Genomic DNA, 25,335 nt, shown 5'->3' on the forward strand with positions numbered 1-25,335 from the left:
GCCCACACCCGCCCATGTTGACGCAATCGCCCGCCTGGCAAGCCCTTGCCGCCCACGCCGAAGATTTCCGCGCGACCCATTTGCGCGAACTGTTTGCCGGCGACCGCGCCCGCTTCGACCACTTCAGCCTGCGCCACGGCAAGCTGCTGCTCGATTTTTCCAAGCAGCGGATCAGCCAGCAGACGCTGAGCCTGCTGCACGACCTGGCAACCAGCGCCAACCTGGCCGGCTGGATCAAATGCCTGCGCAGCGGCGAGGCGATCAACCACACCGAACAGCGGGCCGTGCGCCACATGGACCTGCGCGACGGCGACGCCGCGCCGCCTGAGGTCAAGGCCGTGTTGCGGCGCATGGCCGACTTTTGCGATGCGGTGCATAGCGGCCAGTGGCGGGGTTTTTCCGGCGAGTACATCACCGACGTGGTCAATCTCGGGATTGGCGGCTCCGACCTCGGTCCGCGCATGGTGGTGCAAGCACTGAGCGCCCACCAGCTGCCCGACCTCAACGTCCATTTCGTTTCCAACCTCGACGGCGCCGACCTGGCCGCGACGCTGGCCGGGCTCAATCCGCGCACCACGCTGTTCATCGTTGCCAGCAAGACCTTCACCACGCTGGAAACCCTGACCAATGCCCGCACCGCCCGCGACTGGCTGCTCGCCGCCGCCGGCCAGACCAGCGGCGCAGTCGCCAAGCACTTCGTTGCCGCCTCAACCAATCTGGAAGCGACCCGCAACTTCGGCATCGACGACGCCAACGTGTTCGAGTTCTGGGACTGGGTCGGCGGCCGCTTCTCGCTGTGGTCAGCCATCGGTCTGCCGATTGCGCTGGCGATCGGCTATCGCAGCTTCAAGGAGTTGCTCGCCGGCGCGCACGACCTGGACAAACACTTCGTCAGCGCCCCGTTTGCCGAAAACCTGCCACTGACCCTGGCCCTGCTGACGCTGTGGAACACCGATTTCCTCAAGGCCGCCAGCCACGGCATCTTTCCCTACAGCCAGTCGCTGTCGCTGCTGCCACGCTACCTGCAGCAGCTGGAGATGGAGAGCAACGGCAAGTACTACGACCGCGACGGGCGCCACATCGACGTCGCGACCAGCCCGATCATCTGGGGCGAAGCCGGCACCAACGGCCAGCACTCGTTCTTTCAGCTGCTGCACCAGGGCGGCCAGCCGATTCCCAGCGACTTCATCGCGCTCGGCAAGTCGGACTACCCGCTGCACGGCCACCACACCGCGCTGCTTGCCAACTGCCTCGCCCAGTCGGCTGCGCTCGCCTTCGGCCAGAGCGCCGAGGAGGCGCGCGCCAACGGCATCCCCGAACACCTGCTGCCCTATCGCACCTTCCCCGGCAACCAGCCGTCGACCACGCTGGTGCTTGGCGAACTGACGCCTTACACCCTTGGCCAACTGATCGCGCTCTACGAGCACAAGGTGTTCTGCCTCGGTGTGTTATGGGGGCTCAACTCCTTCGACCAGTGGGGCGTCGAACTGGGCAAAGTGCTGGCCAGCCGGCTGATTCCGGTGGTGCGCGGCGAAGCCGACGACCACGAGCTCGACAGTTCGACAGCCGGCCTGATCACCCACCTCCGCCAATTCCGCATGTCATGAAACCGGAAATCGTCATCATCGCCGCCGTGGCGCAAAACCGCGTCATCGGCAAGGACAACCAGCTGCTCTGGCATCTCCCTGAAGACATGGCGCATTTCAAGGCGATGACCAGCGGCCGCCCGGTGATCATGGGGCGCAAGACCTGGGAGTCGCTGCCGCCGCGCTTTCGCCCGCTGCCCGGCCGACGCAATATCGTGATCAGCCGCCAACCGGACTACGCTGCCCCCGGCGCCGAACTCGCCGACTCGCTGGAAAATGCGCTATTCCTGCTGTCGACCGTGGACGCCGCGGACCTTAGCCCGGCCTTCGTCATTGGCGGCGAACAGATCTACCGCCAGGCCATGACGCTCGCCGACCGCCTCGAAATCACCGAAGTCGAACTGCAACCCGAAGGCGATGCCTGGTTTCCCGAGATTTCCACGGTCGACTGGGAAATGGTGCAAAAACGCACCGCCGACCGCAGCGATGTGCCGGCTTGCCACTTTGTCACCTATCGTCGCCGGCGCTGACCCCTGCGCGATGAGAACCACCGCCCTCCTCCGCCCGCGCCAACGCCCTTCGCTGCGGCGACTGGCGCAACTCTTCCCGCTGCTGCTGCTCGCCGCCTGCGCCACCCCGGGCAGCAAACCGCCCGCCGCCTACAAGGCCGAAAGCTTCGATAACGAGGCCACGCCCTTTCTCTGGCACAGCACGCAAGGGCCGGAAGCGGCCTGCGAAAAAGGCCGCCGCGCCTTGCTCGGCCAGGGCTACGAACTGGAGAAATTCAGCGAGAAGCAAGGCGAAAACAGCGTCAAGGGCGTCAAGTTTTTCATGCCCAAGAGCAACCAACAGCTGCAATTGCGGATCACCCTGGTCTGCCTGCCCAGCAGCGGCGGTTCGACTATCTACGCCAATGCGCTGCAGTCCTCGCACGAACTGCGCGCCAACACCAGCAGCAGCGGCCTCAGCGTTGCCGGCGTCGGCTCGATCTCGCTGCCCTGGCCGTCCTCCGAGAGCGGCACGCTGGTCAAGGTCGGCGAAGAAACGGTGGATGATCCGGCCTTCTACCAGCGGCTCTTCTCGCTGATCGAAAACATCCCGGATTAAAGCAAACAGGGCGCCGCTGGCGCCCTGTGCGTTTACCGCCCTGGCGGCAGCAAACTCAGCCGGTGTGCGGCTCCTTGTCGAGCGCCTCCAGATGACTCGCGTACTGGCGAACGAACGCCGCACAAAAGTCAGCCAGCAGGCGGCCGGTATCTTCAGAAGCGTGATGCGGGTGAATCAGTGCCGGCTGCGACTTGACCATCACATCAAGCATGTCCTTGGCTTCCTTCAGATACCGTTCTTTCATCGCCGTCTCCTGTTCAGGGCGCCGGTTCAGCGCACGCAATCGACATAGTACTCACCGTCCTCGCGCTTGACCAGACCATGGATGTCGGTCTCAAAACCGGGGAAGCGGGCGTTGAAATCGCGGGCAAACTTCAAGTAACGAATGATGGTGGCGTTGAACTGCTCACCCGGGATCAGTAGCGGGATGCCCGGCGGGTAAGGCGTCAGCAGCACCGAGGTAATGCGCCCTTCGAGGTCGTCGAGGCGGACGCGCTCGATCTCGCGGTGCGCCATCTTGGCGAAGGCATCGGCCGGACGCATTGCCGGCACCATGTCCGAGAGGTACATCTCGGTGGTCAGGCGGGCGATGTCGTTTTCCTTGTACACCTTGTGGATCTGGGTGCACAGCTCGCGCAGGCCGACCCGCTCGTAACGCGGGTTCTTCTGCACAAACTCGGGCAGCACCTTCCACAGCGGCTGGTTCTTGTCGTAATCGTCCTTGAACTGCTGCAGCGCGGTGACCAACGAGTTCCAGCGGCCCTTGGTGATGCCGATGGTGAACATGATGAAGAAGCTGTAGAGGCCGCACTTCTCGACGATCACGCCATGCTCGGCGAGGTACTTGGTGACGATGGCCGCCGGGATGCCGAATTCGTCGGCGAAGTCGCCATCGACGTCGAGCCCCGGGGTGACGATGGTCGCCTTGATCGGATCGAGCATGTTGAAACCGTCGGCGACCTGGCCAAAACCGTGCCAGCGGTCGCCCGGCTTGAGCATCCAGGCGTCGCGCTCTTCGATCCCCTCTTCCGACAGATCGTCCGGCCCCCAGACCTTGAACCACCAGTCAGCGCCCCATTCCTCGTCGACCTTGCGCATGGCGCGGCGGAAGTCGAGGGCTTCGGCAATCGACTCCTCGACCAGCGCGGTACCACCCGGCTCTTCCATCATCGCCGCCGCCACGTCGCACGAGGCGATGATTGAGTATTGCGGCGAGGTCGAGGTGTGCATCAGGTAAGCCTCGTTGAAGGCATCGCGGTCAAGCTTGCGCGCTTCGGAATCCTGGACCAGGATTTGCGAGGCCTGGCTGAGGCCGGCGAGCAGCTTGTGCGTCGATTGCGTCGAGAACACCATCGACTCCTTGCAGCGCGGGCGGTCGGCGCCAATCGCGTGGTAGTCGCCGTAGAAATCGTGGAAGGCAGCGTGCGGCAGCCAGGCTTCGTCGAAGTGCAGGGTGTCGATCTTGCCGTCCAGTTCTTCCTTGATGTCCTCGACGTTGTAGAGGATGCCGTCGTAGGTCGACTGGGTGATGGTCAGCACGCGCGGCTTGGCCGTCTTGTCGGTAATGAAGGGGTTGGCGTCGATCTTCTTCTGGATGTTTTCCCAGGCAAATTCGCTCTTCGGAATCGGGCCGATGATGCCGAAGTTGTTGCGGGTCGGCATCAGGAACACCGGGATCGCGCCACACATGATGATCGCGTGGAGGTTGGACTTGTGGCAGTTGCGGTCGACGACCACGATGTCGCCCGGCGCGACGGTCGAGTGCCAGACGATCTTGTTCGAGGTCGAAGTGCCGTTGGTCACGAAAAACAGGTGATCGGCGTTGAAGATGCGGGCCGCGTTGCGCTCAGAGGCGGCGACCGGGCCGGTGTGGTCGAGCAGCTGACCGAGTTCTTCAACCGCGTTGCAGACGTCGGCGCGCAGCATGTTCTCGCCGAAGAACTGGTGGAACATCTGCCCGACCGGGCTCTTCAGGAAGGCAACACCGCCGGAGTGGCCAGGGCAGTGCCAGGAATAGGAGCCATCGGCAGCGTAATGGGTCAGCGCGCGGAAGAAAGGCGGCGGCAGGCTGTCGAGATAGGCATTGGCCTCGCGCTTGATATTGCGGGCGATGAACTCCGGCGTGTCTTCGTGCATGTGGATGAAGCCATGCAGTTCGCGCAGGATGTCGTTGGGGATGTGGCGGCTGGTGCGCGTTTCGCCGTGCAGGAAGATCGGGATTTCGGCGTTTTTGTGGCGGATTTCCTCGACGAAGGAACGCAGCTCGGTCAGCGTTTCCTCCGGCTCCATGAACAATTCCTCATCGTCAATCGACAAAATGAAGGCCGAAGCACGGCTCTGCTGCTGCGCGAACGAGGTCAGGTCGCCGTAGCTGGTGACGCCCAGCACCTCCAGGCCCTCTTTTTCGAGAGCCTCGGCCAGCGCACGGATACCGAGACCGGAAGCGTTCTCGGAACGAAAGTCTTCGTCGATGATGATGACGGGAAAATGAAAGCGCATGGCTGGTTCTCTCAAAAAGCGGCGACCCGCCGCAGCGGGTCGAACAATAAGACAGGTTCGTTACAAACTGAGGTCAGATCTTGGGCAGGGTCACACCGACCTGGCCCTGATACTTGCCGCCGCGATCCTTGTACGAGGTTTCGCAAATTTCGTCGGATTCGAAGAACAACACCTGAGCGCAGCCTTCGCCCGCATAAATCTTGGCCGGCAGCGGCGTGGTGTTGGAGAACTCCAGGGTCACGTAGCCTTCCCACTCCGGCTCGAAGGGGGTAACGTTGACGATGATGCCGCAGCGGGCATAGGTCGATTTGCCGAGGCAGACGGTGAGCACCGAACGCGGAATGCGGAAATACTCGACGGTACGCGCCAGCGCGAAGGAGTTCGGCGGAATGATGCAGACGTCGGACTCGATTTCGACGAAGGACTTGGGATCGAAGGCCTTGGGATCGACCACCGTCGAATTGATGTTGGTGAATACCTTGAATTCGCGGGCGCAGCGAATATCGTAACCGTAGCTGGAAGTGCCGTAGGAGACGATTTTCTGACCGTTGGCTTCGCGAATCAGCTCCGGCTCGAAGGGTTCGATCATGCCGTGCTCTTCCGCCATGCGGCGTATCCACTTGTCTGATTTGATGGCCATTTTTCCCTGCTGCGGTCGACAAAAAACAAAGGCGGGATTCTAACCGTCTTTGCCGCCGGAAATGTCGACAAATTGCGTGAAGAACACAAGCAAATGCGCTAATCCGGCACTCATCTAAAACACGGTACCCTCAGTACGCCAGCGGCTGCAAAACCTGGGACACCCCGACCCAGCCAACAAAAAGCCCGCTATCCACGGTCGACCGTGGATAGCGGGCTTTTTCATCTCAGCCGGCGGAGGAACGCCGGCGCGGAGGCAATCAGGTGTTCTTGACCACGATATTGGGGAACTTCGAAGTCATGTCCTTGGCTTTGTCGGCGATCTTGACTGCGATGCGGCGGGCGATGGCGCGGTAGATTTCGGCCGGGCGCGAGTCGGGGGCGCCGACTACGGTCGGCTGGCCGCTGTCGGCGAGCTGGCGGATCGAGAGTTCGAGCGGCAGGCTGCCGAGCAGTTCGACCTTGTAGTCTTCGCCCATGCGCGCGCCGCCGCCTTCGCCGAAGATGTGCTCTTCGTGGCCGCAGTTGGAGCAGATGTGGATGCTCATGTTTTCGACGATGCCGAGGATGGGGATGTTGACCTTCTCGAACATCTTGAGGCCCTTGCGCGCGTCGATCAGCGCGATGTCCTGCGGCGTGGTGACGATCACCGCGCCGGTCACCGGCACTTTCTGCGCCATCGACAGCTGGATGTCGCCGGTGCCCGGCGGCATGTCGACGATCAGGTAATCGACCTCGCCCCAGTTGGTCTGGCCGAGCAGCTGGTCGAGCGCCTGGGCGACCATCGGGCCGCGCCAGACCATCGGCGTTTCGACATCGACCATGAAGCCGATCGACATCGCCTTGACGCCGTGCGCTTCCAGCGGCTCCATGGATTCGCCATCCTTGGATTCCGGCTGCTGGCCGGCAAGGCCGAGCATTTGCGGCTGCGAGGGGCCGTAAATATCGGCGTCGAGAATGCCGACCGAGGCGCCTTCCTGCGCCAGGGCCAGCGCCAGGTTGACGGCGGTGGTCGATTTGCCGACGCCGCCCTTGCCGGAGGCGACGGCGATGATGTTCTTGACGCCGGGCAGCAGCTTGACGCCAAGCTGCACCGAGTGGGCGACGATTTTGCTGAAGACGTTGGCCGAGACGTTGCCGACGCCGGCGACGCTGCGCACGGCGGCAATCACCTGCTTGCGGATGGCGTCGATCTGGGTCTTGGCCGGGTAGCCGAGTTCGATATCGAAAGAGACGTCGGCGCCGTCGATTTTCAGATTCTTGAGCGCCTTGCCGGCGACGAAATCCTTGCCGGTATTGGGGTCGACCGTGGCAGCCAGCGCCGCCTTGATCTGCTGTTCGGTAAAGCTCATGTGAACTCCGCTGTCGTGATGTACTGGGGCTTCCGGGCGGGAATACCCGACCAATTTTGTACAGTATAACTGAAAGCCTGCACCGCCGGCGCATCGCCAAGACGACAAAACAAGACACTCATGACAGCATGGGCTAATATTTCAAATTGTCGTCGTTTTTTTAAACCCCCCCTTTTTCCGCCCCCTCCGCCCGGATCGCCGCTCATGTTCTTTCCCTCTTCGCTTGGCAGCAAGTTGGCCCGTCTTGGAACATTGGCCCCGGAGAGCGGAGAAATCACCGTACTGCTGGTTGAGGACAGCCGCACCGTGCGCGTGCGCCTGCGCGAAACCCTGGTCAACCTGCCCGGCGTACGGGTGCTGGAGGCCGGCACCCTGGCCGAAGCCCGCGCCCTGCTCGATCAGGATGCCGCCGGCCTGTTCTGTGCCGTACTCGACCTGACCCTGCCCGACGCCAGCGGCAGCGAGGTAGTCGACCTGGTCAGCAGTTACGAAGTACCGATCATCGTCCTCACCGGCACGCTCAACCCGGAGGTGCGGCGGGCGGTGCTGGAAAAACGGGTGATCGACTACATCATCAAATCCAATACCGGTGCCATCGAGGATGTCGCCTACCTGATTGTCCGGTTACGCCAGAACCTGCGCACCAAGGTGCTGGTGGTGGACGATTCGGCGACTTTTCGCACTCACCTGAGCGGCCTGCTGACGCAATACCATTTCCTGATCCTGACTGCTGCCAACGGTCAGGAAGCGCTGGCGCAGATCGCCACCCATCCCGACATCGTGCTGGTGCTGACCGATTACCACATGCCGGAAATGGACGGCCTCGAACTGATCCGCGAAATCCGCCGCCGCTACCGGCGCGAGGACATGGCGATCATTGCCCTCTCCGACGCCGACCAACCGGACCTCTCGGCGGCGATGCTCAAGGCCGGCGCCAATGATTTTCTTTCCAAGCGTTTCCAGAGCGAGGAGTTTTACTGCCGCGTCACCCAGAACACCAACATGATCGGCTACGTCCGCCAGTTGCGCGACATGGCGACGCGCGACTACCTGACCGGCCTCTACAACCGCCGCCACCTGTTCGAACTGGGCAATACCCTGCATGCCTCGGCACGGGCCGGCGGCGAACTGCAACTGGCGCTGGCGATGATCGACGCCGACCATTTCAAGCGGATCAACGACCAGTTTGGCCACGATGCCGGCGACGCGGCGCTCAAGATGCTGGCGGCAACGATGCAGCGAACGCTGCCCGACAGCGACATCCTCGCCCGCTTTGGCGGCGAGGAATTCGTCTGCCTCAGCCTGCTGCCCCGGTGCGAGGACGCGGCCGCGCATTTCGAAGCCCTGCGCGCGGCAGTCAAGGCCAGCGACCTGCGCTGGCAGGGCGAGCGAATCCCGCTCAGCGCCAGCATCGGCTACACCACCGCGCTCGGCGAATCGCTGGCAGCCATGATCGCGCGCGCAGACGAAGCGGTGTACCGCGCCAAGGAAGGCGGTCGCAACCGGGTGGTCGAGGGCTGAGCCCGCCGGGCGCGAACACCCCATGCGACTGCCGGACGCAAGGCCGGGCAGACTGCGGCCTTCGGCGGCGCCACTGAAAAAGCCGTATTTTCATGGTCGACCGTAAAAAGCGGCCAAAACCGCCGCTACGCGACCCTGAAGCAATGCGCGACAGTACGCAGCGCGCCGCACAGGCAGCCACTTTGCCTTTAAAATTCACCCTTTGCCGCAACGCACAAAGCCGATCATGACCCGCAAGATTCTTGTCACTTCCGCCCTGCCCTACGCCAACGGCGCGATCCACCTCGGCCATCTGGTCGAGTACATCCAGACCGATATCTGGGTCCGCTTCCAGAAGATGTCCGGCAACGAATGCTGGTACGTCTGCGCCGACGACACCCACGGCACGCCGATCATGCTGCGCGCCGAGAAGGAAGGCATCACCCCGGAGCAGTTGATCGAGCGCGTGCATGGCGAGCATTTCCGCGACTTTTCCAGCTTCCACGTCGGTTTCGACAACTATTACAGCACCCACTCGCCGGAAACCCGCGAGTGCGCCAACGACATCTACGGCAAGCTCAAGGCCGCCGGGCTGATCGAGGTGCGCACCATCGAGCAGTATTACGACCCGGTCAAGCAGATGTTCCTGCCCGACCGCTTCATCAAGGGCGAGTGCCCGAAGTGTCACGCCAAGGACCAGTACGGCGACAACTGCGAAGCCTGCGGCGCAGCCTACGCGCCGACCGACCTGATCGAGCCTTTCTCGGCCGTGTCCGGCGCCAAGCCGGAACTGCGCAATTCCGATCACTATTTCTTCAAGCTCTCCGACCCGCGCTGCGAAAGCTTCCTGCGCCAATACACCGCCAGCGGCGTGCTGCAGGCCGAAGCCGCCAACAAGATGCAGGAATGGCTGGGCGCGCCCGGCGACAACAAGCTCTCCGACTGGGACATTTCGCGCGATGCGCCCTATTTCGGTTTCGAGATTCCCGACGCGCCGGGCAAGTACTTCTACGTCTGGCTCGACGCACCGATCGGCTACATGGGCTCGTTCAAGAACCTGTGCGCCAAGAAGGGCCTCGATTTCGACGAGTTTTTCAGGAAGGATTCGAGCACCGAGCTCTACCACTTCATCGGCAAGGACATCCTCTACTTCCACGCGCTGTTCTGGCCGGCGGAACTGGAGCAGGCCGGTTTCCGTACCCCGAGCAAGATCTTCGCGCACGGCTTTCTCACGGTCGACGGCGCCAAAATGTCGAAATCGCGCGGCACCTTCATCACTGCGCAGAGCTTCATCGACAACGGCCTCAACCCGGAATGGCTGCGCTACTACTTTGCCGCCAAGCTGTCGGCGACGATGGAAGACATCGACCTCTCTTTCGACGACTTCACCGCCCGCGTCAATTCCGACCTGGTCGGCAAGTACGTAAACATCGCCAGCCGCTCGGCCGGCTTCATCGCCAAGCGCTTCAACGGCCAGCTGGCCCCGGCCGACGAGAGCCTGCCGGCCCTGCGCGCGATCCGCGAAGCCGCGCCGCGCATCGCCGAGCTGTACGAAGCCCGCGAATTCGGCAAGGCGATCCGCGAAATCATGGCCCTGACCGACGGCGCCAACCAGTACGTCGATAGCGTCAAGCCCTGGGAACTGGCCAAGCAGGAAGGCAAGGAGGCCGAACTGCACGCCGCCTGCTCCAACGCGCTCAACCTCTTCCGCCTGCTCACCGTGCTCTTGAAGCCGATCCTGCCGGCCGTCGCCGAAAAGATCGAAGCCTTCATGAACCTGGCGCCGCTGACCTGGGCCGACAGCCAGACCCTGCTCGCCGCCGGCCACGCGATCAACGCCTACAACCACCTGATGACCCGCGTCGATCCCAAGCAGATCGAAAAACTGATCGAAGCCAACAAGCAGTCGCTGGCGCCGACCGCCGAGGTCGCCACGGTCGACAGCAAAAAAGCGGAAAAACCCGCCAAGGCTGAAAAGGCCGGCAAGGCCGTCGACCAGAAGGACGCCGCCCCGGCAACCGATGACGGCCTGTGCAGCATCGACGACTTCATGAAGATCGACCTGCGCATCGCGCTGATCGCCAACGCCGAACACGTCGAAGGCGCCGACAAGCTGGTGCGCCTGACCCTGGATATCGGCGAGGAAAAGACGCGCAACGTTTTCGCCGGGATCAAGGCCGCCTACGACCCGGCGCAACTGATCGGCCGCCTGACGGTGATGGTCGCCAACCTGGCGCCGCGCAAGATGAAGTTCGGGATGTCCGAAGGCATGGTCATGGCCGCCTCCGACCCGGACGGCAAAACCCCGGGCATCTACCTGCTCTCGCCCGACTCCGGCGCAACGCCGGGAATGCGCGTCAAATAAGCGGCCAGCCGCTGCCAACTGTAAGGCCGGGGATTCCCGGCCTTTTTTACCTCTGGGCGACGGGAAAATCGCTGCTTTTCACGGTCGACCGTAAAAAACGCGCTTTTTCCTTATCCCCAGAAGCTGTCGTCAAGGCTGTGGACAAGCCCTGAGCAAGTCACCCAAGTCCTTGGTGCAACGTCACTTTTTGCACCTGCCCAAAATTTCGGCAACGGTACATTTCCACGGCCGAGCGGGCGGTCAACGCAAAACCGCCGCCGGGTTCGCCGGCGGCGGTTTTGTTCCAGGCTAGCCGCCGGCTGCGCCAGCGGTCGCGGCGGGCAGGCTCAGTCCTTGACCAGGGTCCATTTGCCACCCTTGACCGTCATCATCACCCGGGCGCGCTGGTCCATGCCGTTATGGTTGCCGGCGCTCATGTTGAAGACGCCCTGGGCACCGACCACTTCCTTGCTCTTTTCCAGCGCATCGCGCAGCGCGATGCGGAATTCCGGGGTGCCCGGCTTGGCCTTCTTGAGCGCTTCCGGCACGGCTTTCTGCAGCAGCAGGCCGGCGTCCCAGGTGTTGGCGCCAAAGGTCGAGACGCTGCCGGCGCCAAAGCGGGCTTCGTAGGTCTTGATGTAGTGCTGCGCAACCGGCTTGATCGGGTTGCTGTCGGCCAGGTCGTCGACCACCAGCATCGGGCCGCCGGCCATCAGCGTACCTTCGACGTTCTTGCCGCCGAGGCGGATGAAGTCCTGGGTGGCGACGCCGTGCGTTTGATAGACGCGGCCCTTGTAGCCTTTTTCCAGCAGGCCGGCCTGCGGCAGCACCGCCGGGCCGCCGGTGGCGGCGACGAAGACGGCGTCCGGCTTGGCGGAAATCAGCTTGAGCACCTGCGGCGTCACCGACGAGTCGGTGCGGTTGTAGCGTTCGCTGGCGACGATGCGGATACCGGCCTTTTCGGCGAGCGGGGTGAACACCTTGAACCAGTTTTCGCCATACGGATCGTTGAAGCCGATGAAGCCGAGGGTCTTGATCCCGGCGGCGCTCATGTGCGCAAGCACGGCTTCGGAGATCAGATCGTCGTTCTGGGTAGTCTTGAACACCCACTTCTTCTTGTCGTCGAGCGGCAGGATGATCGCCGACGAGCCGACCGTGGTCAGCAACGGCGTCTTCGCCTCGGCAACGAAATCGAGCATGGCCAGCGCCGCCGGCGTGGTGGTCGGGCCGATCAGCGCATCGACCTTGTGCTCGCTGAGCAATTTCTTGACGTTGGTCACCGCGTGGGTCGGGTCGGAAGCGTCGTCGAGCACGATGTACTCGACCTTCTGCCCGGCGATTTCGGCCGGCAGCAGCGCGGCGGTGTTTTTCTGCGGGATGCCGACGGCGGCAGTCGGGCCGGTAGACGAAGCGATCACACCGACCTTGATCTCGGCCAACGCCGGCAGCGCGTTGCCGAGCAAGGCGGCGAGCAGGGTGGCCAGGGTAATTTTGTGCATGGGAGCTCCAGGGAGAAAACCGGCGAACCGCCGGCAGCGGCGCTTATTGTCGCGGCCATCCTCTGGCGCGGCAAGCACTTGACCGACGAATCGGGAAAACCCGCAAGCCTTGCCCATCCCGGTCTTGAGCCGCCTCAAGGCCGGCCCCGATTTAAAGTATTACTTTAACTTCCGGTCCGAAACACCGGCCTGCTCACACCCTTTTACAGCTATCCACAAAAACTGTGGATAAGTCTGTGAATGAGTCATGAACGAAGCCGCTAAGTCTCCGGCCAGCAAGGCTTTTTCCTACCCTGCACGAAGTTTTGGCAATTTCTCAAGCCATTGATTTTATTGAGAATCACAGCTTTAAGGCGCGGTCAAGCAATTACAACGGCAAGCCAGGAGCAAACAGTGTTTCAAACAGCCCGGAATGTGCACAATTTACCCCGCCGCACGCGCTCAGCCTCGATTTTTACCGCGCCCCGGCCTCCACGCCCCCGCCGCTTTCCCCTACCCGGAGTCTGTCCATGCATCGCCGTCACTGCCTGCAACTAGCCGCTGCCGCCCTGCTCTCCGCCAGCGGCCTGAGTCGCCACCTGCACGCGCAACCGGCAGCACCGCGCCTGTTGATCCTGGGCGGCGGCTGGGGCGGGCTGGCTGCTGCCCGCGAGTTGCGGCGCCTGCTACCGGCAGCCGAGATCACGCTGATCGACCGCAGCCCGCAGTTCTTTTCGCGGCCGCTGTCAAACCGCTGGCTGGTCGGGCAAGCCGGGACGTCAATGCTGCAGCGCGATCTCGCCGCCAGCGCCCGGGCTCAGGGCTACCGTTTCGTCGCCGCCGAGGTGCGGGCGGTAGATCGACTGTCGCGGCGCGTCGAGAGCAGCGCCGGGGACCTGCCTTACGACTGGTTGCTGGCAGCCCCCGGTATTGCCGAAGATTTTTCGCCCTGGTTCGGGGTTGACCGTGATGCCCGCACACATTGCCGCCAGCACTACCCCAGCGGGTTTGCCGAAAGCGCCGGCCTGCAGCAGTTGAAGGCGAACCTCGAGGCATTTCGCGGCGGCGATCTGTTGCTGAACATTCCGCCCATGCCTTATCGCTGCCCTCCCGCCCCTTACGAGCGAGCGGTGCTGCTGGCCGACTGGCTGCAACGGCGGAAGCTGCCGGGGCGGATTACGATTCTCGACCCCAATCTGCCGGCGATTGCCTTCGACCGGATTTTCCGCGAATCCCACCGCGACCGGATTCTCTACCTGCCGCAATCGGGCATTCGCGAAGTGGACCTGGCCAACCGGCGGGTGATCAGCGATTTCGACACTATCGACTTCGACGCCGCAATCCTGATGCCGCCGCAACGCGCCGCACCGCTCCCCGGCCTGAGCCCGACGCCGGCAGCGGCCTGGCTGCCGGTCGAGCCGCACAGCCTGCAACTGGCGGGCGACGAGCGGGTATTCGTGATCGGCGATGCGATCGACCGGGTTTCGACGCTGTTCGGGCATTACCCGAAAACCGGCCAGATCGCCGCCCGCCAGGGTCAGATCGCCGCCCGCCAGATTGCGGCCCGGATCAAGGGCGAAGAAGCTGCCAGCGAACTGCCCAACAGTACCTGCATCGTGATCCAGCGCGCAGAGCCACTGGAAATGACCCGGATTGACACGCACTACCGCCGCCGGGGCGATGGCGAAATCATGCAGACCGTGAAGCAACAGCGCCTGCCGCAGGCCGGCGATGAAGACATTGCCTGGACTCAGGCAATGTTCGGCGAACTCGGGCTATAGGCAGCCGCCACAGCGGCTGGCAACCCTGCCCGGGCAGGAAATTCAGTGCCTGGCCCAGGTCTTGGTCTTGCCGTCGGGAAGAACCAGCAGGGTGTCGAACAACTCGCGCTTGGGCGCTTTTTCGCCGGTAGTGTTGTCGAGGGTGGTGCAAGCGGTTTCGCAGGTCGGATTCGAATACTCGCGCCCCGGCGCGCCAATCGGCAGGCCCGGGACGGCAATCCCGCGCGCCTTGGGTTTGTCACGCAACAATTCGTGAATGTCTTCGGCGTAGGCATGACCTTCGACGAAATAGCCGCGGACCACGGCGGTATGCACCGACTCGACCTCCTTGGGCACCTTCAGGCGTTTTTTGACGGCAGCCATGTCGCGGCTTTCAACATAGCGAACCTTGAAACCGTTGTCGGCCAGATAGCTCCCCCAGTCAATGCAGGCCAGACACGGGCTCGGCATATGGATTTCGACCAGCGGCGGCTCGGCCACCGGTGCTGGCGGCGCGGCCAGCGCCAGGCTCGAGATCAGGGAAAACGCCAACAAGGAAAAACGCGACACGACGGCCCCTTCGGGAGAAAATGCGGATTCCGCGATTATAGCCACAGCCCCATGTTCGGATCTCCCCAACGCGCCATCCGTCCCCGCCTGACCCTGCGCATTTTCCTTTTTGGCGTGCTCGACATCTTCGGGCTGACCTGCCTCGCCATTTCGGGAATCTGGCTGGCCAACGGCCAGCACGTGCTGACCACTTCCTTCCCGAACAACACCGCCGAAGCCGTGGCCGGCATCGCCGGCGGCCTGGCGGTCATGCTCTGGGCAGTCGCCAAGATTCTGCGCGAAATGATCAAACAGGGACCGGAACTGGAACAGCAGTTCGCCGCGCTGCAGCAGCCGCCGCAGCAAGACCGCTAGCCTGCCTGGCAGCCGGGCCCTGAGGTGCGGCCTGCTGCCCTCGGCCTGGCCGCAACACGCGCCCCCTGGCCAGCTTTTTCAGGCCTGTTTGCTTGCCGGTTGCCGACCTGTCGGTCGATCTAGTCCCCGACCTTGCCACTCGGCTTCAGCCACTCCGGCAATTCGCGGCCGCCGGCATTGTCCTGGATGTACTGGCGAATCATCCGGCGCACCACCTGCGACGGCGTCAGGTCGTGCTCGGCGCAAATTTCTTCAAAAATCCGTTTTTTGGTCGGATCGATCAATAAAGTCAGACGGGCAGTACGGTTTTCCATGCGTTCTCCGGATCATTATTCATAATTATTTTTCAGCCATTATAGTACCAATCACATTAACATTTTATTAACATTTACAATAAACATGGTGTTCATATAATGGTGAGCTTCGCCTACCGAGCGCATCATGAAAATCGCCTTCCGCCCCAAGCTGCTGGATTGCCTGCCGAGCTATGATCGCGCCCAGTTCGGCAAGGATGTCGCCGCCGGAATCACCGTTGGCGTGCTCGCCCTGCCGCTGGCCATGGCGTTTGCGATTGCCTCGGGCTGTTCGCCGGCCGCCGGCATCTGGACCGCCATCGTCGCCGGCCTGCTGACCTCGCTGTTCGGCGGCTCGCGAGTGCAGATCGGCGGCCCGACCGGAGCCTTCATCCCGATTGTGTACGGCATCGTCGCCCTGCACGGCTTCGCCAACCTGCTCGGTGCGACCATGCTCGCCGGCGTGCTGCTGCTGGCGATGGGGCTGGCGCGCCTCGGCCAGCTGATCCGCTTCATCCCGGTAACGGTGGTAATCGGCTTCACCAACGGCATCGCGGTGGTGATCTTCATGGCCCAGATCAAGGATTTCTTCGGCCTGCAAATCGAACACTTGCCAGCCGAGTTCTTTGCCCGCAGCAAGACCCTGCTCGCGCATGCCCACACGGTCGACTTGCCGACCCTGGCCCTTTCCAGCGCCTGCTTTCTGTTCCTCCTTTCGTACAATCGCCTGGCCCAGCGCTGGGCGCCGCTACGCCGCGCCCCCGGTCCGCTCGCGGTGCTGGTTGCCGGCACCGTCGCTGCCTGGCTGCTGGAACTGCCGGTCGAGACCATCGGCAGCCGCTTCAACGGCATCCCGCAGGAACTGCCGGCCTTCGGCCTGCCGGAACTGTCGATCCACCATTTCGGCAAACTGATCCCGCCGGCCATCACCATCGCACTGCTGGGCGCGATTGAGTCCCTGCTCTCGGCCCGCGTTGCCGACGGCCAGATCGACGACCGCCACGATCCCAACCAGGAATTGATCGCCCAGGGTCTGGCCAACCTGGCAGCACCGTTGTTCGGCGGCTTTGCCGCGACCGGGGCGATTGCCCGCACTACGACTAATGTCCGCACCGGCGGCCGCACGCCGATTGCCGGCATCGTCCATGCGCTGGTGCTGCTGGCGGTGGTCCTGATCGCCGCGCCGCTGGCCGCCTACGTGCCGCTGGCAACGTTGTCGGCCATCGTGATGGTGGTCGCGATCAACATGGGCGAATGGCACGAGTTCCGCGAACTGCGCCGCTACTCCTGGAATTACCGGGTGATCCTGGTCAGCACCTTCCTGGTCACCGTGCTCTTCGACCTGACCATCGCGGTCGAACTGGGCATGGTTCTGGCCAGCCTGTTCTTCATCTACCGGATGTCGGAACTGACCCGGATCGAGCGCATGCCGCTCGACGACGAAGCCGGCGACCACTGCTTCATGCACCCGGACGGCAGCCTGCGCGTTGCCGCCTGGCAACTGTTCGGCTCGCTGTTCTTTGGCGCGGTCAACAAGCTGGAAGAATTGCTTGATCCGCAGGCCGGCCACCCGGAAATCGTGATCCTCGACATGAGCCGGCTGGTGCAACTCGATACCAGCGGCCTGGAAGGCCTGGAAAACCTGCGCGAAAAGCTGGCCAGGCGCGGCTGCACGCTGCTATTGTGCGGCCTCAATTCACAACCCGGCTCGCTGCTGTACCGTGCCGGCTTCATCGACCATCTGGGCGACGACAACGTCTGCCTCGACCTGAACCAGGCGCTCGCGCGCGCCCGCCAGCTGCTGCCCGACCTGAGCGGCAACGGCGACGAAGACTATTAAAAAAGGAACACCATGAGCAGCCTCCCTCCCTGCCCGCAATGCGGCTCCGAATACGCCTATGAAGACGGCGCCCTGTACATCTGTCCCGAATGCGCCCATGAGTGGAGCAAGGATGCCGGCGCAGGCGAAGAAGCCGCGCGCGTCTGGAAGGATGCCAACGGCAACGTACTGCAGGACGGCGACAGCGTGACCGTGATCAAGGATCTGAAGATCAAGGGTTCGTCGGCGGTGGTCAAGGTTGGCACCAAGGTCAAGAACATCCGCCTGATCGACGGCGACCACGACATCGACTGCAAGATCGACGGCTTCGGCGCGATGCAACTCAAGTCGGAATTCGTCAAGAAGGCCTGAACGCTGACAAAATCGCCGGTTTTCACGGTCGACCGTGAAAACCGGGCAAAACCGGCGACCGGGCGCCATCAACCGGCAGGCCCCGCCCATCGACTGCCCTTAATGCAGCCCTCAACGCGGCCAACTGGCGGCCCAGGCTTCGGCCGCTGGCGCCAGCAGTTCCAGCCAGGGAGCCGGATACAGGCCAGTCACCAGCAACAACGCAATCCAGAGTAGCAGCAGACCACGTTCGCGGCGGCGCAAATCTTCGGCCTGCACCATCGCCGCCCGCTCCGGCGCCCCCCAGAATGCCTTGCGATAAATCTGCAGCCAGCCGGCAAGCGCAATCGACAAGCCGAACAGTGCCGCCATCCCGGCCCCGGTGTGGCTTTCCAGCGCACTCAGCAACAGCAGCAGTTCGCCGGGGAAACCGCCGGTTCCGGGCAGCCCGGCTCCGGCCAGCGCGCAGAACAGAATCCCGGCGGCCAGCAGCGGCATGCTTTCAGCCGCCCCGCCCAAAGCCTGCAAATCGTTTGAGCCGCAGCGCTGGCGCAGGCACTCGAGCAGTAAACAGACACCGCCGCTGGTCAGCACAAAACTCAGCAAAGTCGCCACCGCGCCCTGCACGCCCTGTGCGCTCAGCCCTGCAAGGCCAAGCACCACCAGCCCGGCGTGACTGATGCTGGCGTAAGCCAGCGCCACCCGCAGGTTGCTCTGCGCCAGCATGGCCACGGCGCCATACAGCAAGGCAACGGTACCGAGCCCGGCCAGCAGCCAGTGAAGTTGCGCCGCCACCTCCGGCGCCAGCGGCAAAGCAAAGCGCAGCAAACCATAGGCGCCCAGCTTCAAGCCGAGCAGGAGCGCCAGTTGCGAACCCGGCGCAGCGAGGGCCACTTGCGGCAGCCAGGTATGCAGCGGCACCAGCGGCAATTTGAGTCCGAAGGCAAACAGGCAGAGCAGGAAGACCCCCCACTGGGTCGGAACTTCGGGCGGTGCCGCCAGCCAGGCCAGCAGATCGAAGCCCTGCTCCGGCCGTTGTCCGGCCAGCAGCAGGAAGGCCAGCAACAAGGCTGCCCCGCCGGCCAGCATCAGCAGACAATAGCGCGCGGCCACCTGCGGCGCGCGGCTGCCCAGCCCGAAACGGGCCAGCAGGAAATACAAGGGAACCAGCGTTGCCTCCCAGAAAACGAAGAACAACAGGGTGTCGACCGCAGAAAACAGCCCCAGCGTCGCGCCGAGCAAGGCCAGTTGCAAGGAATAGTACAGACGCCGCCCGACCCGGACGGCATTCCAGTCAACGACCAGTGCTGCCAGGAAGAGCAAGGCCGTGGCCGGCAAAAAAAGCACCGACAAGCCGTCGACCGCCACCTGGTAGTGAGCATCGAGGCCCGGCAGCCACAAGTGGCGCTCAAGCAACTGAAAGCGTTCGCCCTGCGGCACGAACCGCGCAGCCACTGCCAGCGCCTGCGCCAGTACGGCAAGCAGAATGCCCGCCTGGGCTGCACGCAACCAGCGCTCGGGGAACCATTGCAACAGCACGATGCCGGCCAGCGGCAGGCCAATCAGCCAGGACAGGGCATGTTCGCTCATCGCGCAAACCTCGCAGCAGCCCGCTCGCTCGCCACTTCGGTCAGATGCAGCCAGGGCTCGGTGAAGAAGCCGCTGGTCAGCAGGGCAGCCAGGGTCATGCCGCAAACCAGGTATTCCATCGGCAAGGTACGGTCAACCTGACTGCCGCCGCCTTTCGGCTGCGACAGGAAAGCCTTCTGAAAAGCCCACAGCAGGAAGCCGGCAGCGGTCACGTTACCAAGCGCGGTGGCCACCGTCGACAAGGCACCGAACTGGTCGATTGCCGCCTCCAGCACCAGGTGCGCGGCATCGAAACCGGGGGTGCCGGGCATCCCGACAATGGCCAGACCGCAGGTGAGGAAGGCAATGGCAAGAAAGGGAATGCGCTCGAACAAGCCGGACAATTCGTCGAGTTCGGTGGTCCCGGTACGGCGGAAAACGAAGCCGACGATAAACCACATACCGGTCACCGCCAGCCCGAAGTTGGCGGCCAGCAGTACCGCCCCCTGAATCCCGGCCTGATGCAGACTGAACAGGCCGATCACCAGCAAGCTGGTATGGCTGACCACGGCAAAAGCCAGCAAGCGGCGCAGATTGGTTTGCAGAAAAGCCAGGGCGGCAGTGAAGAAAACCCCGGCCATGGCAAAACCAACCACATAAGGCTGCCAGGCCAGCACCGCCTCCGGCGTCAGCGGCAGGACAAAGCGGAGCATGCCGTAAAACCCGACCTTGACCCCGACCATCAGCGCCGGCCCGACCGCGATCAGGCCGTGCTGCGCCATGTTCGGCAGCCAGCCATGCAGTGGAAACAGCGGCGTCCGCACCGCCAGGCCGTAGAACAGCAGATAGAAGGCTACGGTCTGGAATTTGCCGGCCGGTGCCGCCCCGAGCAGATCGAACAGATCGAAGCTCCAGCGCCCGTTGCTCACCTCGGCATGACTCCAGCCCAAGACCAGGCAACCGGCGAAAAACAACAGCCAGCCGAAGGCCTGGTACTGGACAAAGCGCGACAAAGCCTGGATTTCGGCACGCGAACAAGCCCAGCGGCGGAGCAGGTAGATCACCGCCCACAACTCCAGCGCGGAATACAAAGCAAACCACAGGATATTCAGCGTCACCAGCATCCCGACCAGTCCGCCCTCGGCCAGCAGCAAGACGGCAAACAGGTGCCCCGGCGAAATCATCCCCCGGCTCATCCCGTACAAGGTCATCAGCAAGGTCAGCAAGGCGGCCAGCAGGATGAAGACCACCGACAGGCCGTCGACCGCCACATGATAGGCCAGCGGCGCAAAGCGCTCGGCCAGTTGCAGCGCCGGCAAGCCCGGATCAAGCGCGCGCAGGGCGCCCAGCGCCAGCAGCAACTCGGCCAGGGCCAGCAACTTGCCCAAGGTGACCGCGCTGCGTCGCTCGCCCAGCGCCAGCACCAGGCCGGCCCCGGCAAACGGCAGCACCTGCAACCACAGCAGCCAGGGCTGTACAGCCTGCGCCGACCAGAGGATTTCCTGCAGCGGGACATTGTCCGGAGTCATCAAAGGATCACCACAAAAGTCGCCATCACCGCCATCATCAAATAGCGCGGCTGTTCGAGAAGATTTTCGACGGTCGCCAGATACCCGGCCAGCCGCCGCAACAAGCGTTCGCCAAAGCCGCCCCGGCCACGCAGCAAGAGGCGCTGCTCAAGACGGTCGAGGTGATCCGAAACCGCGCCGAGGAGCAGGCCGGGCCAGCCATCGACCCGGACCAGCGGGCGCTGTGGATCGGGAGCCACGCCACTGCCAGGCTCGCCCACCACCCGATCGACGAAAGCCCGCTCGAATTGCCGCAAGTCGTGAGCAAAGGCTTCGGTCGGCTGCACGATCAGGATCTGCTCCAGCTTGCCCAGCCAGAAGCGCTGCAGGGCGGCGGTATACCACCCCTGGCGCCGGGCCAGCCAGGCGGGTGGCGAGGACGGCCGCTGCCGGCTCCATTGCAGCCAGGACGGCGCCACCAGAAACTGCCAGGCACGCCAGGCGGTATGCAGACACAGATGCACCAGCGCCACGGTGGTCCAGCCACAGCCAATCGCCACCACCATCAGCGCCACCTGGAACAGCGTGCCAAAAATCAGCCCGGATTTGACATCGGTCTGTACCTGCGCACAGAACCAGGCATACACCGCCGTCAGGCTGCCGACGGCGACCAGCCCGTACATGATGTCGGGCACCCGCGCCAACGCCGGCTCCAGACGCAGCAGCAGATAGACACCGGCATGAATCAGCACGGCTCCGTAGAAAATCGCCGACGACGGGGTCGGGCCTTCGAGCGCCCGGATGATCCACGGCGAAAAGGGAAACTGCGCCGACTTGACCAGTGCCGCAACGACAAAGCCAAGGGCCAGCAGGCGCAGTTCGATCACGCTCAAGGCCGGATCGTGCAGCCGCGCCCAGGAAAAATCCCCCAGCCAGAAAGCCGACAGGCCCAGGGCAAAGAGCAGCCCGGCATCGCCGACCCGGTTACTGGTCAGAGCAAACAGGGCATTACCGGTGGCCAGCGGCCGCTGTCGCTGATAGCCGATCAGCAGGAAGGAAGCGAGTCCGCACCACTCCCAGCCGATGAACAGGAGCAGGCTGTTGCCGGCCAGAAAGAGCAACTGGATGCCAGCCAGGAAAAGCATCAACACGATGAAAAACCGCTGAAAACCAGCTTCGCGGTGCAGGTAATTGCGAGAAAAGCGGGTGACTAACCAGCCGATCAAGGCGCTGACTGTCGCCACCGACAAGGACAGTGGATCAAGCAGAAATGAAAACTCGGCACGCCAGCGCGGATTGGCAAACCAGAGCACGCCCGGCAACTGGCCGGGCACCCCGGTCAGCCAGGCACCGAGGTCGAGTGCCAACAGCAGGAGCAGGCTGCCCAGAGCCGCCGCCTCGGCCAGCCGGGCGGTACCGGGCTCGCCGGCGTCGCCGCAGGCGCGCCCGGCAAGAATACGCAAGACAATCAACAATCCGGCCAGCAACGGCAGCAGCGGAACCAGCCAGACCAGATCGGCAAGCAGCGAGAAGTATGCGTTCATGCGACACCTCCGGGTGGAACCGCGCAGTCCAGCAAAGCCGGCGGCAGCGCCGTGCTTTTGCCGGCAAACCAGCTCGCCGAATCGGCCACCCGAACCGGAGGTTCTCCCTCGGCGGCAGGCTGCCAAGGCACCCAGCCACGACCGATCAGCAAACGCTGGATTTCGCCGCTGTGCGGATCTTGCGCCGCAACCGTGACCCAGGCGTTGCCGATCAATTCCTGCAGGGCGGGCTGGCGGGCGACGATGGCATCGAGAATCGCCGGAGTCTGTTCGACCACAATCAGCAAGCGCATCGGCTCGTGGATTTCGACCATTTGCTGCGGCAGACCAGTGCGCAAATCGGATTCACAGCCGGCCATTACGCCGAAACCGCCGGCCAGGTTGTGGGTGACCTTCGAGCCGCAGCCGTAGCGCTCGTTATCGACGGTGGAGAAGTAATACTCCAGACTGATGCCAGCCCCGACCGGCCCCGCCGCCAGCAAGATGCCCTCGACAATCCGGCCGCCGTCATCGGTCAGCGGATCGTAGGAAATCAGGAACACCCGCCGGTCGAGAAACAAACCGCGACTGGCTTGCCGGCGGCCAATATAGGCAGCCGCATTGGTCGCATGCCCAAGCTCCGGCCGCGCCTGCGACAAATCCTGCGCGCGTCCGGCGACATGCCGCCAGGCCTGCCATGGCGAGGGCTGACGCGGTGCCGAGGCCAGCCGCCGGCAACGCTCGACGGCGTGCGCCCGGCAAGCCGCCGCCAATTGTCCGACCAGCGTATCGAGGGCGCCTTGCCAGCCAGCCGGAACCTGATCGAGGTCGTACCAATCGACCCGGTCATCGCAGGTGTTGTGAAAGGCGGCGACGAACCAGGTGCTCTCGGGAATCTGAATCCCGACTTCAGCCAGCCCGGCGCGGACCTCGGGACGATTGGCCATCGCCGCGAAGACACGGGCGTTCGGTCCGCCATGACGGCCGGAGCAGGCGCCGCAATCGTAGGCCGAGCGGTGCGGATTGTTCAGGCTGGTCGAGCCGTGCCCAAGGAGCAGCACCAAAGGAGCAAAGCCGCCGGTCAAGCCAATCATGCGCAGGAAGGCGGCCACCCGCTCGATCTGCTCGCGGTCGGTGAACCCCAAGCGTGGACTCTGCTTTGCACCTTCCGGGCCAGCGGTCAATTGCAGTTCGCCGGGAAGTTCGCCTTCGTAAGCCCGGCGCCAATGCTGCAAACGTTCGCCCAGCCAGGCCGGGGCCAGACTGCCAGCCAACAAGGCAGCCAGTGCCGGCACAGCGGCTCCGGCTGCAAGCAAAGGCCCACTCACCGGAGCCAGCCGGGTGGCCCGGTGCAAACGCTCGCGCCAGCGCAACCGCCGCTGTTGTCGCGACTGGTGCCGTTCCTGTTGCGCGCTGTCGGCATTGGCCTGCTCGCGAATCAGCACTTCGGGACGAACCACCACCGGGCACAGAGCCGTCGGTGCCGGATCATCCTGCCCCTGCCAGTACATCGCCACGCCAAAAAAGCCGGCTGCCCCGTAGGTCTCGATCTCCGGAGCAATTTCCTCAAGATGGCGGCGCGTTCCCTCCTCCCGGTCATCCATGCACATCACCACCTGCGCCGATCTGCTCGCGGCAAGTCGACTGCGCCCGTGATTGGCCCGCAGCGCGGCAAAGAGCTGCTCCCGGTAATGGCCTTCGTAAGCCAGCAACCAGATTTCACCACGCTGTCCAGCGCTCAAGCTGGCAGCAACGTCCAGTATCTGCTCGGCGGCTGCGGGCGACCACGCCGCCAGTGCCTCGGCACCCAGCCCCAGCGCGCTGCACAAACGCCACAGGGCCCGGGCATCTTCCCGAGCCTGGGGCAACGCGGCCAGCCGCTCGGCCAACGCGTCCCAGGCGACACTGGCATGCGCCTGATCCGAGCATTCGAGCGCAGCCGCGACCTCGGCTGCCAGTTCCTCGGGCAAGGCACGGCAGCGCCAGGCGTCGCGGACCAGAAACTCCCCCGGACGGGCCGTGAACCAATCCGCCAAATCGCTGCAGGCCAGCGGCTGGCCGGTCAGCCGGCGGAGCTGATCCTCGCACAGCAGGCGCTCCAGCAGAACCCGCACTGCCAACCAGTCAGCAAGCGCTACCGGCGTGCCATCGCCGGCTTCGGGATGCTCCTGATGCCAGTGCAGCATCCCCGACCAGCCCGGAAATTCGAGCAGCAAGCGCTCCAGGTAGCGCGGCCATTGGGCCTCGGGCAATAGCCGCGGCAACTCTTCGGCAAGCAGGGCCACCGGATCGTCCGGCAAGTGGCGGATTTCATCGCGCACATTCGGCAGTTCGTCGAACTCCCACTGCCAATCAAGGCCGGCACTAGCCCGCCAGGCGGCATAAAACCCTTCGCCCCGGGCCGGATTGCGCCAAGCCGCCAGACTGTGGTCAAGGTGCGCCGCCAGATGGCGCTGCAGCACGGTACGCACGGCGGCCAGCAGATCGAGCCCGTAGAGATGTTCGATCAAGCCGCGCCAGGTCAGCCGATCGCCAAGCTGTGCCCACAGGGCTTCCTGCCGCTGCCTGGCCTGTTCGCGCCAATTGGCAACCTCGCCCGTCGCTGCCGCTGTGCTGGGCATTGCCACGGTCAACTGCTGACAAATGCTAAAAAGTGGGTCCGTCTCCAGGCGGTGCTCGGCCAGCCACCACTCCGCGCCCCCGGTCGCCTCGAACGGGACACCAGTGCAGAGCGCCGCCAGCAACACGTCCTGCCGGCTCAATCCGGGCAGCACGGGGCGTTCCGGATCGGGAATACCGGCCTCGACCAGTGCTGCTGCCAGGTCGCTGCGGGTAATTCGGCCGGACTCAAACTCGCGGCGAAAACGAGCTTCCGGCCAGTAAGCCAGGGCGCCGGTATGAGCCTGAGCAGTCGCTACCGCATCGCGGAATGGCAAATGCTGATAGGCGTGCAAGGTATTGTGATGCACGAAATCACGTAGCGGAGCTTGCGCCGGCAAGCGATGGGTGCATTCATGCAACCACTCGGCAAGGCGCTCGTGGAACGACAGGGCTTCCGCTCCGGAGCTCGAAGGAATGCTCAT

The 25,335-nt window shown here is 63.8% G+C and carries 20 protein-coding genes; 9 read left to right on the forward strand and 11 right to left on the reverse strand.

Annotation, left to right across the window (positions count from 1 at the left end):
• Window positions 1–14 precede the first annotated feature (14 nt).
• Genes pgi through VX159_RS13220 form a run of 3 tightly spaced genes read left to right on the forward strand, consistent with a single transcriptional unit; the run spans window position 15 to window position 2,693 of the window.
• Window positions 15–1,607 carry a glucose-6-phosphate isomerase gene (gene pgi / locus VX159_RS13210; RefSeq protein ID WP_371323348.1) on the forward strand — a complete coding sequence of 531 codons (1,593 nt, stop codon included), beginning with the start codon at window positions 15–17 and terminating at the stop codon, window positions 1,605–1,607.
• Complete coding sequence (locus VX159_RS13215) at window positions 1,604–2,116, forward strand: dihydrofolate reductase (RefSeq protein WP_371323349.1); 513 nt, start codon at window positions 1,604–1,606, stop codon at window positions 2,114–2,116. Before pgi ends, VX159_RS13215 begins: the two co-directional genes overlap by 4 nt.
• Window positions 2,117–2,126: 10 nt before the next feature.
• A complete protein-coding gene (locus tag VX159_RS13220; RefSeq protein ID WP_371323350.1) occupies window positions 2,127–2,693 on the forward strand; it encodes a DUF2242 domain-containing protein in 567 nt (188 codons plus the stop codon).
• A gap of 55 nt (window positions 2,694–2,748) precedes the next feature.
• On the opposite strand, the gene VX159_RS13225 is transcribed toward VX159_RS13220, so the two are convergent.
• The 4 genes from VX159_RS13225 to apbC all read right to left on the reverse strand — a co-directional run bounded on the left by VX159_RS13225 (window position 2,749) and on the right by apbC (window position 7,183).
• Entirely contained in the window at window positions 2,749–2,937 is a 189-nt protein-coding gene (locus VX159_RS13225) for a hypothetical protein (RefSeq protein WP_371323351.1), read from the reverse strand.
• Window positions 2,938–2,963: 26 nt separating this feature from the next.
• Complete coding sequence (locus VX159_RS13230) at window positions 2,964–5,192, reverse strand: Orn/Lys/Arg decarboxylase N-terminal domain-containing protein (RefSeq protein WP_371323352.1); 2,229 nt, start codon at window positions 5,190–5,192, stop codon at window positions 2,964–2,966.
• A gap of 73 nt (window positions 5,193–5,265) precedes the next feature.
• Window positions 5,266–5,832, reverse strand: coding sequence for a dCTP deaminase (dcd, locus tag VX159_RS13235; protein ID WP_371323353.1), 567 nt, complete (start codon window positions 5,830–5,832; stop codon window positions 5,266–5,268).
• A gap of 259 nt (window positions 5,833–6,091) precedes the next feature.
• Window positions 6,092–7,183, reverse strand: a complete 1,092-nt coding sequence (gene apbC / locus VX159_RS13240) for an iron-sulfur cluster carrier protein ApbC (protein ID WP_371323354.1) — start codon at window positions 7,181–7,183, stop codon at window positions 6,092–6,094.
• 204 nt (window positions 7,184–7,387) lie between these two features.
• On the opposite strand from apbC, the gene VX159_RS13245 reads away from it, so the two are divergent.
• Window positions 7,388–8,704, forward strand: coding sequence for a diguanylate cyclase (locus VX159_RS13245; protein WP_371323355.1), 1,317 nt, complete (start codon window positions 7,388–7,390; stop codon window positions 8,702–8,704).
• A 226-nt stretch (window positions 8,705–8,930) separates the two neighbouring features.
• On the forward strand, window positions 8,931–11,048 hold the full coding sequence (gene metG, locus VX159_RS13250) for a methionine--tRNA ligase (RefSeq protein WP_371323356.1): 2,118 nt from the start codon (window positions 8,931–8,933) through the stop codon (window positions 11,046–11,048).
• 326 nt (window positions 11,049–11,374) lie between these two features.
• Here metG and VX159_RS13255 read toward each other — a convergent pair whose 3' ends face one another.
• Entirely contained in the window at window positions 11,375–12,526 is a 1,152-nt protein-coding gene (locus VX159_RS13255; RefSeq protein ID WP_371323357.1) for an ABC transporter substrate-binding protein, read from the reverse strand.
• A 509-nt stretch (window positions 12,527–13,035) separates the two neighbouring features.
• Here VX159_RS13255 and VX159_RS13260 point away from each other — a divergent pair.
• Window positions 13,036–14,286, forward strand: a complete 1,251-nt coding sequence (locus VX159_RS13260; protein WP_371323358.1) for an FAD-dependent oxidoreductase — start codon at window positions 13,036–13,038, stop codon at window positions 14,284–14,286.
• A 42-nt stretch (window positions 14,287–14,328) separates the two neighbouring features.
• On the opposite strand, the gene VX159_RS13265 is transcribed toward VX159_RS13260, so the two are convergent.
• A complete protein-coding gene (locus tag VX159_RS13265) occupies window positions 14,329–14,835 on the reverse strand; it encodes a DUF411 domain-containing protein (protein ID WP_371323359.1) in 507 nt (168 codons plus the stop codon).
• A gap of 51 nt (window positions 14,836–14,886) precedes the next feature.
• On the opposite strand from VX159_RS13265, the gene VX159_RS13270 reads away from it, so the two are divergent.
• Window positions 14,887–15,189, forward strand: coding sequence for a hypothetical protein (locus VX159_RS13270; RefSeq protein ID WP_371323360.1), 303 nt, complete (start codon window positions 14,887–14,889; stop codon window positions 15,187–15,189).
• Between the two features lie 119 nt (window positions 15,190–15,308).
• On the opposite strand, the gene VX159_RS13275 is transcribed toward VX159_RS13270, so the two are convergent.
• Window positions 15,309–15,503 (reverse strand): CopG family transcriptional regulator, encoded by a 195-nt coding sequence (locus VX159_RS13275; protein WP_371323361.1) that lies wholly within the window; start codon window positions 15,501–15,503, stop codon window positions 15,309–15,311.
• Window positions 15,504–15,630: 127 nt separating this feature from the next.
• Here VX159_RS13275 and VX159_RS13280 point away from each other — a divergent pair, with 127 nt between their 5' ends.
• Together VX159_RS13280 and VX159_RS13285 are read left to right on the forward strand one after the other, a co-directional pair.
• Window positions 15,631–17,322 (forward strand): SulP family inorganic anion transporter, encoded by a 1,692-nt coding sequence (locus VX159_RS13280; protein ID WP_371323362.1) that lies wholly within the window; start codon window positions 15,631–15,633, stop codon window positions 17,320–17,322.
• A gap of 12 nt (window positions 17,323–17,334) precedes the next feature.
• The gene (locus tag VX159_RS13285; RefSeq protein WP_371323363.1) at window positions 17,335–17,673 is read left to right on the forward strand and encodes a zinc ribbon domain-containing protein YjdM; all 339 of its coding nucleotides are present in this window, start codon (window positions 17,335–17,337) and stop codon (window positions 17,671–17,673) included.
• Between the two features lie 111 nt (window positions 17,674–17,784).
• On the opposite strand, the gene VX159_RS13290 is transcribed toward VX159_RS13285, so the two are convergent.
• The 4 genes from VX159_RS13290 to VX159_RS13305 are packed head-to-tail and all read right to left on the reverse strand — an operon-like array spanning window position 17,785 to window position 25,335.
• A complete protein-coding gene (locus VX159_RS13290; protein ID WP_371323364.1) occupies window positions 17,785–19,242 on the reverse strand; it encodes a NuoM family protein in 1,458 nt (485 codons plus the stop codon).
• Window positions 19,239–20,750, reverse strand: a complete 1,512-nt coding sequence (locus VX159_RS13295; RefSeq protein WP_371323365.1) for a NuoM family protein — start codon at window positions 20,748–20,750, stop codon at window positions 19,239–19,241. The genes VX159_RS13290 and VX159_RS13295 overlap by 4 nt, the downstream gene beginning before the upstream one ends.
• Window positions 20,750–22,273 carry a proton-conducting transporter membrane subunit gene (locus VX159_RS13300; RefSeq protein WP_371323366.1) on the reverse strand — a complete coding sequence of 508 codons (1,524 nt, stop codon included), beginning with the start codon at window positions 22,271–22,273 and terminating at the stop codon, window positions 20,750–20,752. The genes VX159_RS13295 and VX159_RS13300 overlap by 1 nt, the downstream gene beginning before the upstream one ends.
• Window positions 22,270–25,335, reverse strand: a complete 3,066-nt coding sequence (locus VX159_RS13305; RefSeq protein ID WP_371323367.1) for a DUF2309 domain-containing protein — start codon at window positions 25,333–25,335, stop codon at window positions 22,270–22,272. The genes VX159_RS13300 and VX159_RS13305 overlap by 4 nt, the downstream gene beginning before the upstream one ends.

Source organism: Dechloromonas sp. ZY10 (assembly GCF_041378895.1).
In the GTDB taxonomy this organism is placed as follows: domain Bacteria; phylum Pseudomonadota; class Gammaproteobacteria; order Burkholderiales; family Rhodocyclaceae; genus Azonexus; species Azonexus aquae.

What these genes read in the sequence shown, in the direction of transcription:
- apbC (WP_371323354.1), bottom strand. Translation starts at nt 7,183, where the DNA reads ATGAGCTTTACCGAACAGCAGATCAAGGCGGCGCTGGCTGCCACGGTC.
- metG (WP_371323356.1), top strand. Translation starts at nt 8,931, where the DNA reads ATGACCCGCAAGATTCTTGTCACTTCCGCCCTGCCCTACGCCAACGGC.
- pgi (WP_371323348.1), top strand. Translation starts at nt 15, where the DNA reads ATGTTGACGCAATCGCCCGCCTGGCAAGCCCTTGCCGCCCACGCCGAA.
- VX159_RS13305 (WP_371323367.1), bottom strand. Translation starts at nt 25,335, where the DNA reads ATGAGCATTCCTTCGAGCTCCGGAGCGGAAGCCCTGTCGTTCCACGAG.
- VX159_RS13300 (WP_371323366.1), bottom strand. Translation starts at nt 22,273, where the DNA reads ATGAACGCATACTTCTCGCTGCTTGCCGATCTGGTCTGGCTGGTTCCG.
- VX159_RS13270 (WP_371323360.1), top strand. Translation starts at nt 14,887, where the DNA reads ATGTTCGGATCTCCCCAACGCGCCATCCGTCCCCGCCTGACCCTGCGC.
- VX159_RS13220 (WP_371323350.1), top strand. Translation starts at nt 2,127, where the DNA reads ATGAGAACCACCGCCCTCCTCCGCCCGCGCCAACGCCCTTCGCTGCGG.
- VX159_RS13285 (WP_371323363.1), top strand. Translation starts at nt 17,335, where the DNA reads ATGAGCAGCCTCCCTCCCTGCCCGCAATGCGGCTCCGAATACGCCTAT.
- VX159_RS13230 (WP_371323352.1), bottom strand. Translation starts at nt 5,192, where the DNA reads ATGCGCTTTCATTTTCCCGTCATCATCATCGACGAAGACTTTCGTTCC.
- VX159_RS13255 (WP_371323357.1), bottom strand. Translation starts at nt 12,526, where the DNA reads ATGCACAAAATTACCCTGGCCACCCTGCTCGCCGCCTTGCTCGGCAAC.
- VX159_RS13280 (WP_371323362.1), top strand. Translation starts at nt 15,631, where the DNA reads ATGAAAATCGCCTTCCGCCCCAAGCTGCTGGATTGCCTGCCGAGCTAT.
- VX159_RS13275 (WP_371323361.1), bottom strand. Translation starts at nt 15,503, where the DNA reads ATGGAAAACCGTACTGCCCGTCTGACTTTATTGATCGATCCGACCAAA.
- VX159_RS13260 (WP_371323358.1), top strand. Translation starts at nt 13,036, where the DNA reads ATGCATCGCCGTCACTGCCTGCAACTAGCCGCTGCCGCCCTGCTCTCC.
- VX159_RS13225 (WP_371323351.1), bottom strand. Translation starts at nt 2,937, where the DNA reads ATGAAAGAACGGTATCTGAAGGAAGCCAAGGACATGCTTGATGTGATG.
- VX159_RS13215 (WP_371323349.1), top strand. Translation starts at nt 1,604, where the DNA reads ATGAAACCGGAAATCGTCATCATCGCCGCCGTGGCGCAAAACCGCGTC.
- VX159_RS13295 (WP_371323365.1), bottom strand. Translation starts at nt 20,750, where the DNA reads ATGACTCCGGACAATGTCCCGCTGCAGGAAATCCTCTGGTCGGCGCAG.
- VX159_RS13290 (WP_371323364.1), bottom strand. Translation starts at nt 19,242, where the DNA reads ATGAGCGAACATGCCCTGTCCTGGCTGATTGGCCTGCCGCTGGCCGGC.
- dcd (WP_371323353.1), bottom strand. Translation starts at nt 5,832, where the DNA reads ATGGCCATCAAATCAGACAAGTGGATACGCCGCATGGCGGAAGAGCAC.
- VX159_RS13245 (WP_371323355.1), top strand. Translation starts at nt 7,388, where the DNA reads ATGTTCTTTCCCTCTTCGCTTGGCAGCAAGTTGGCCCGTCTTGGAACA.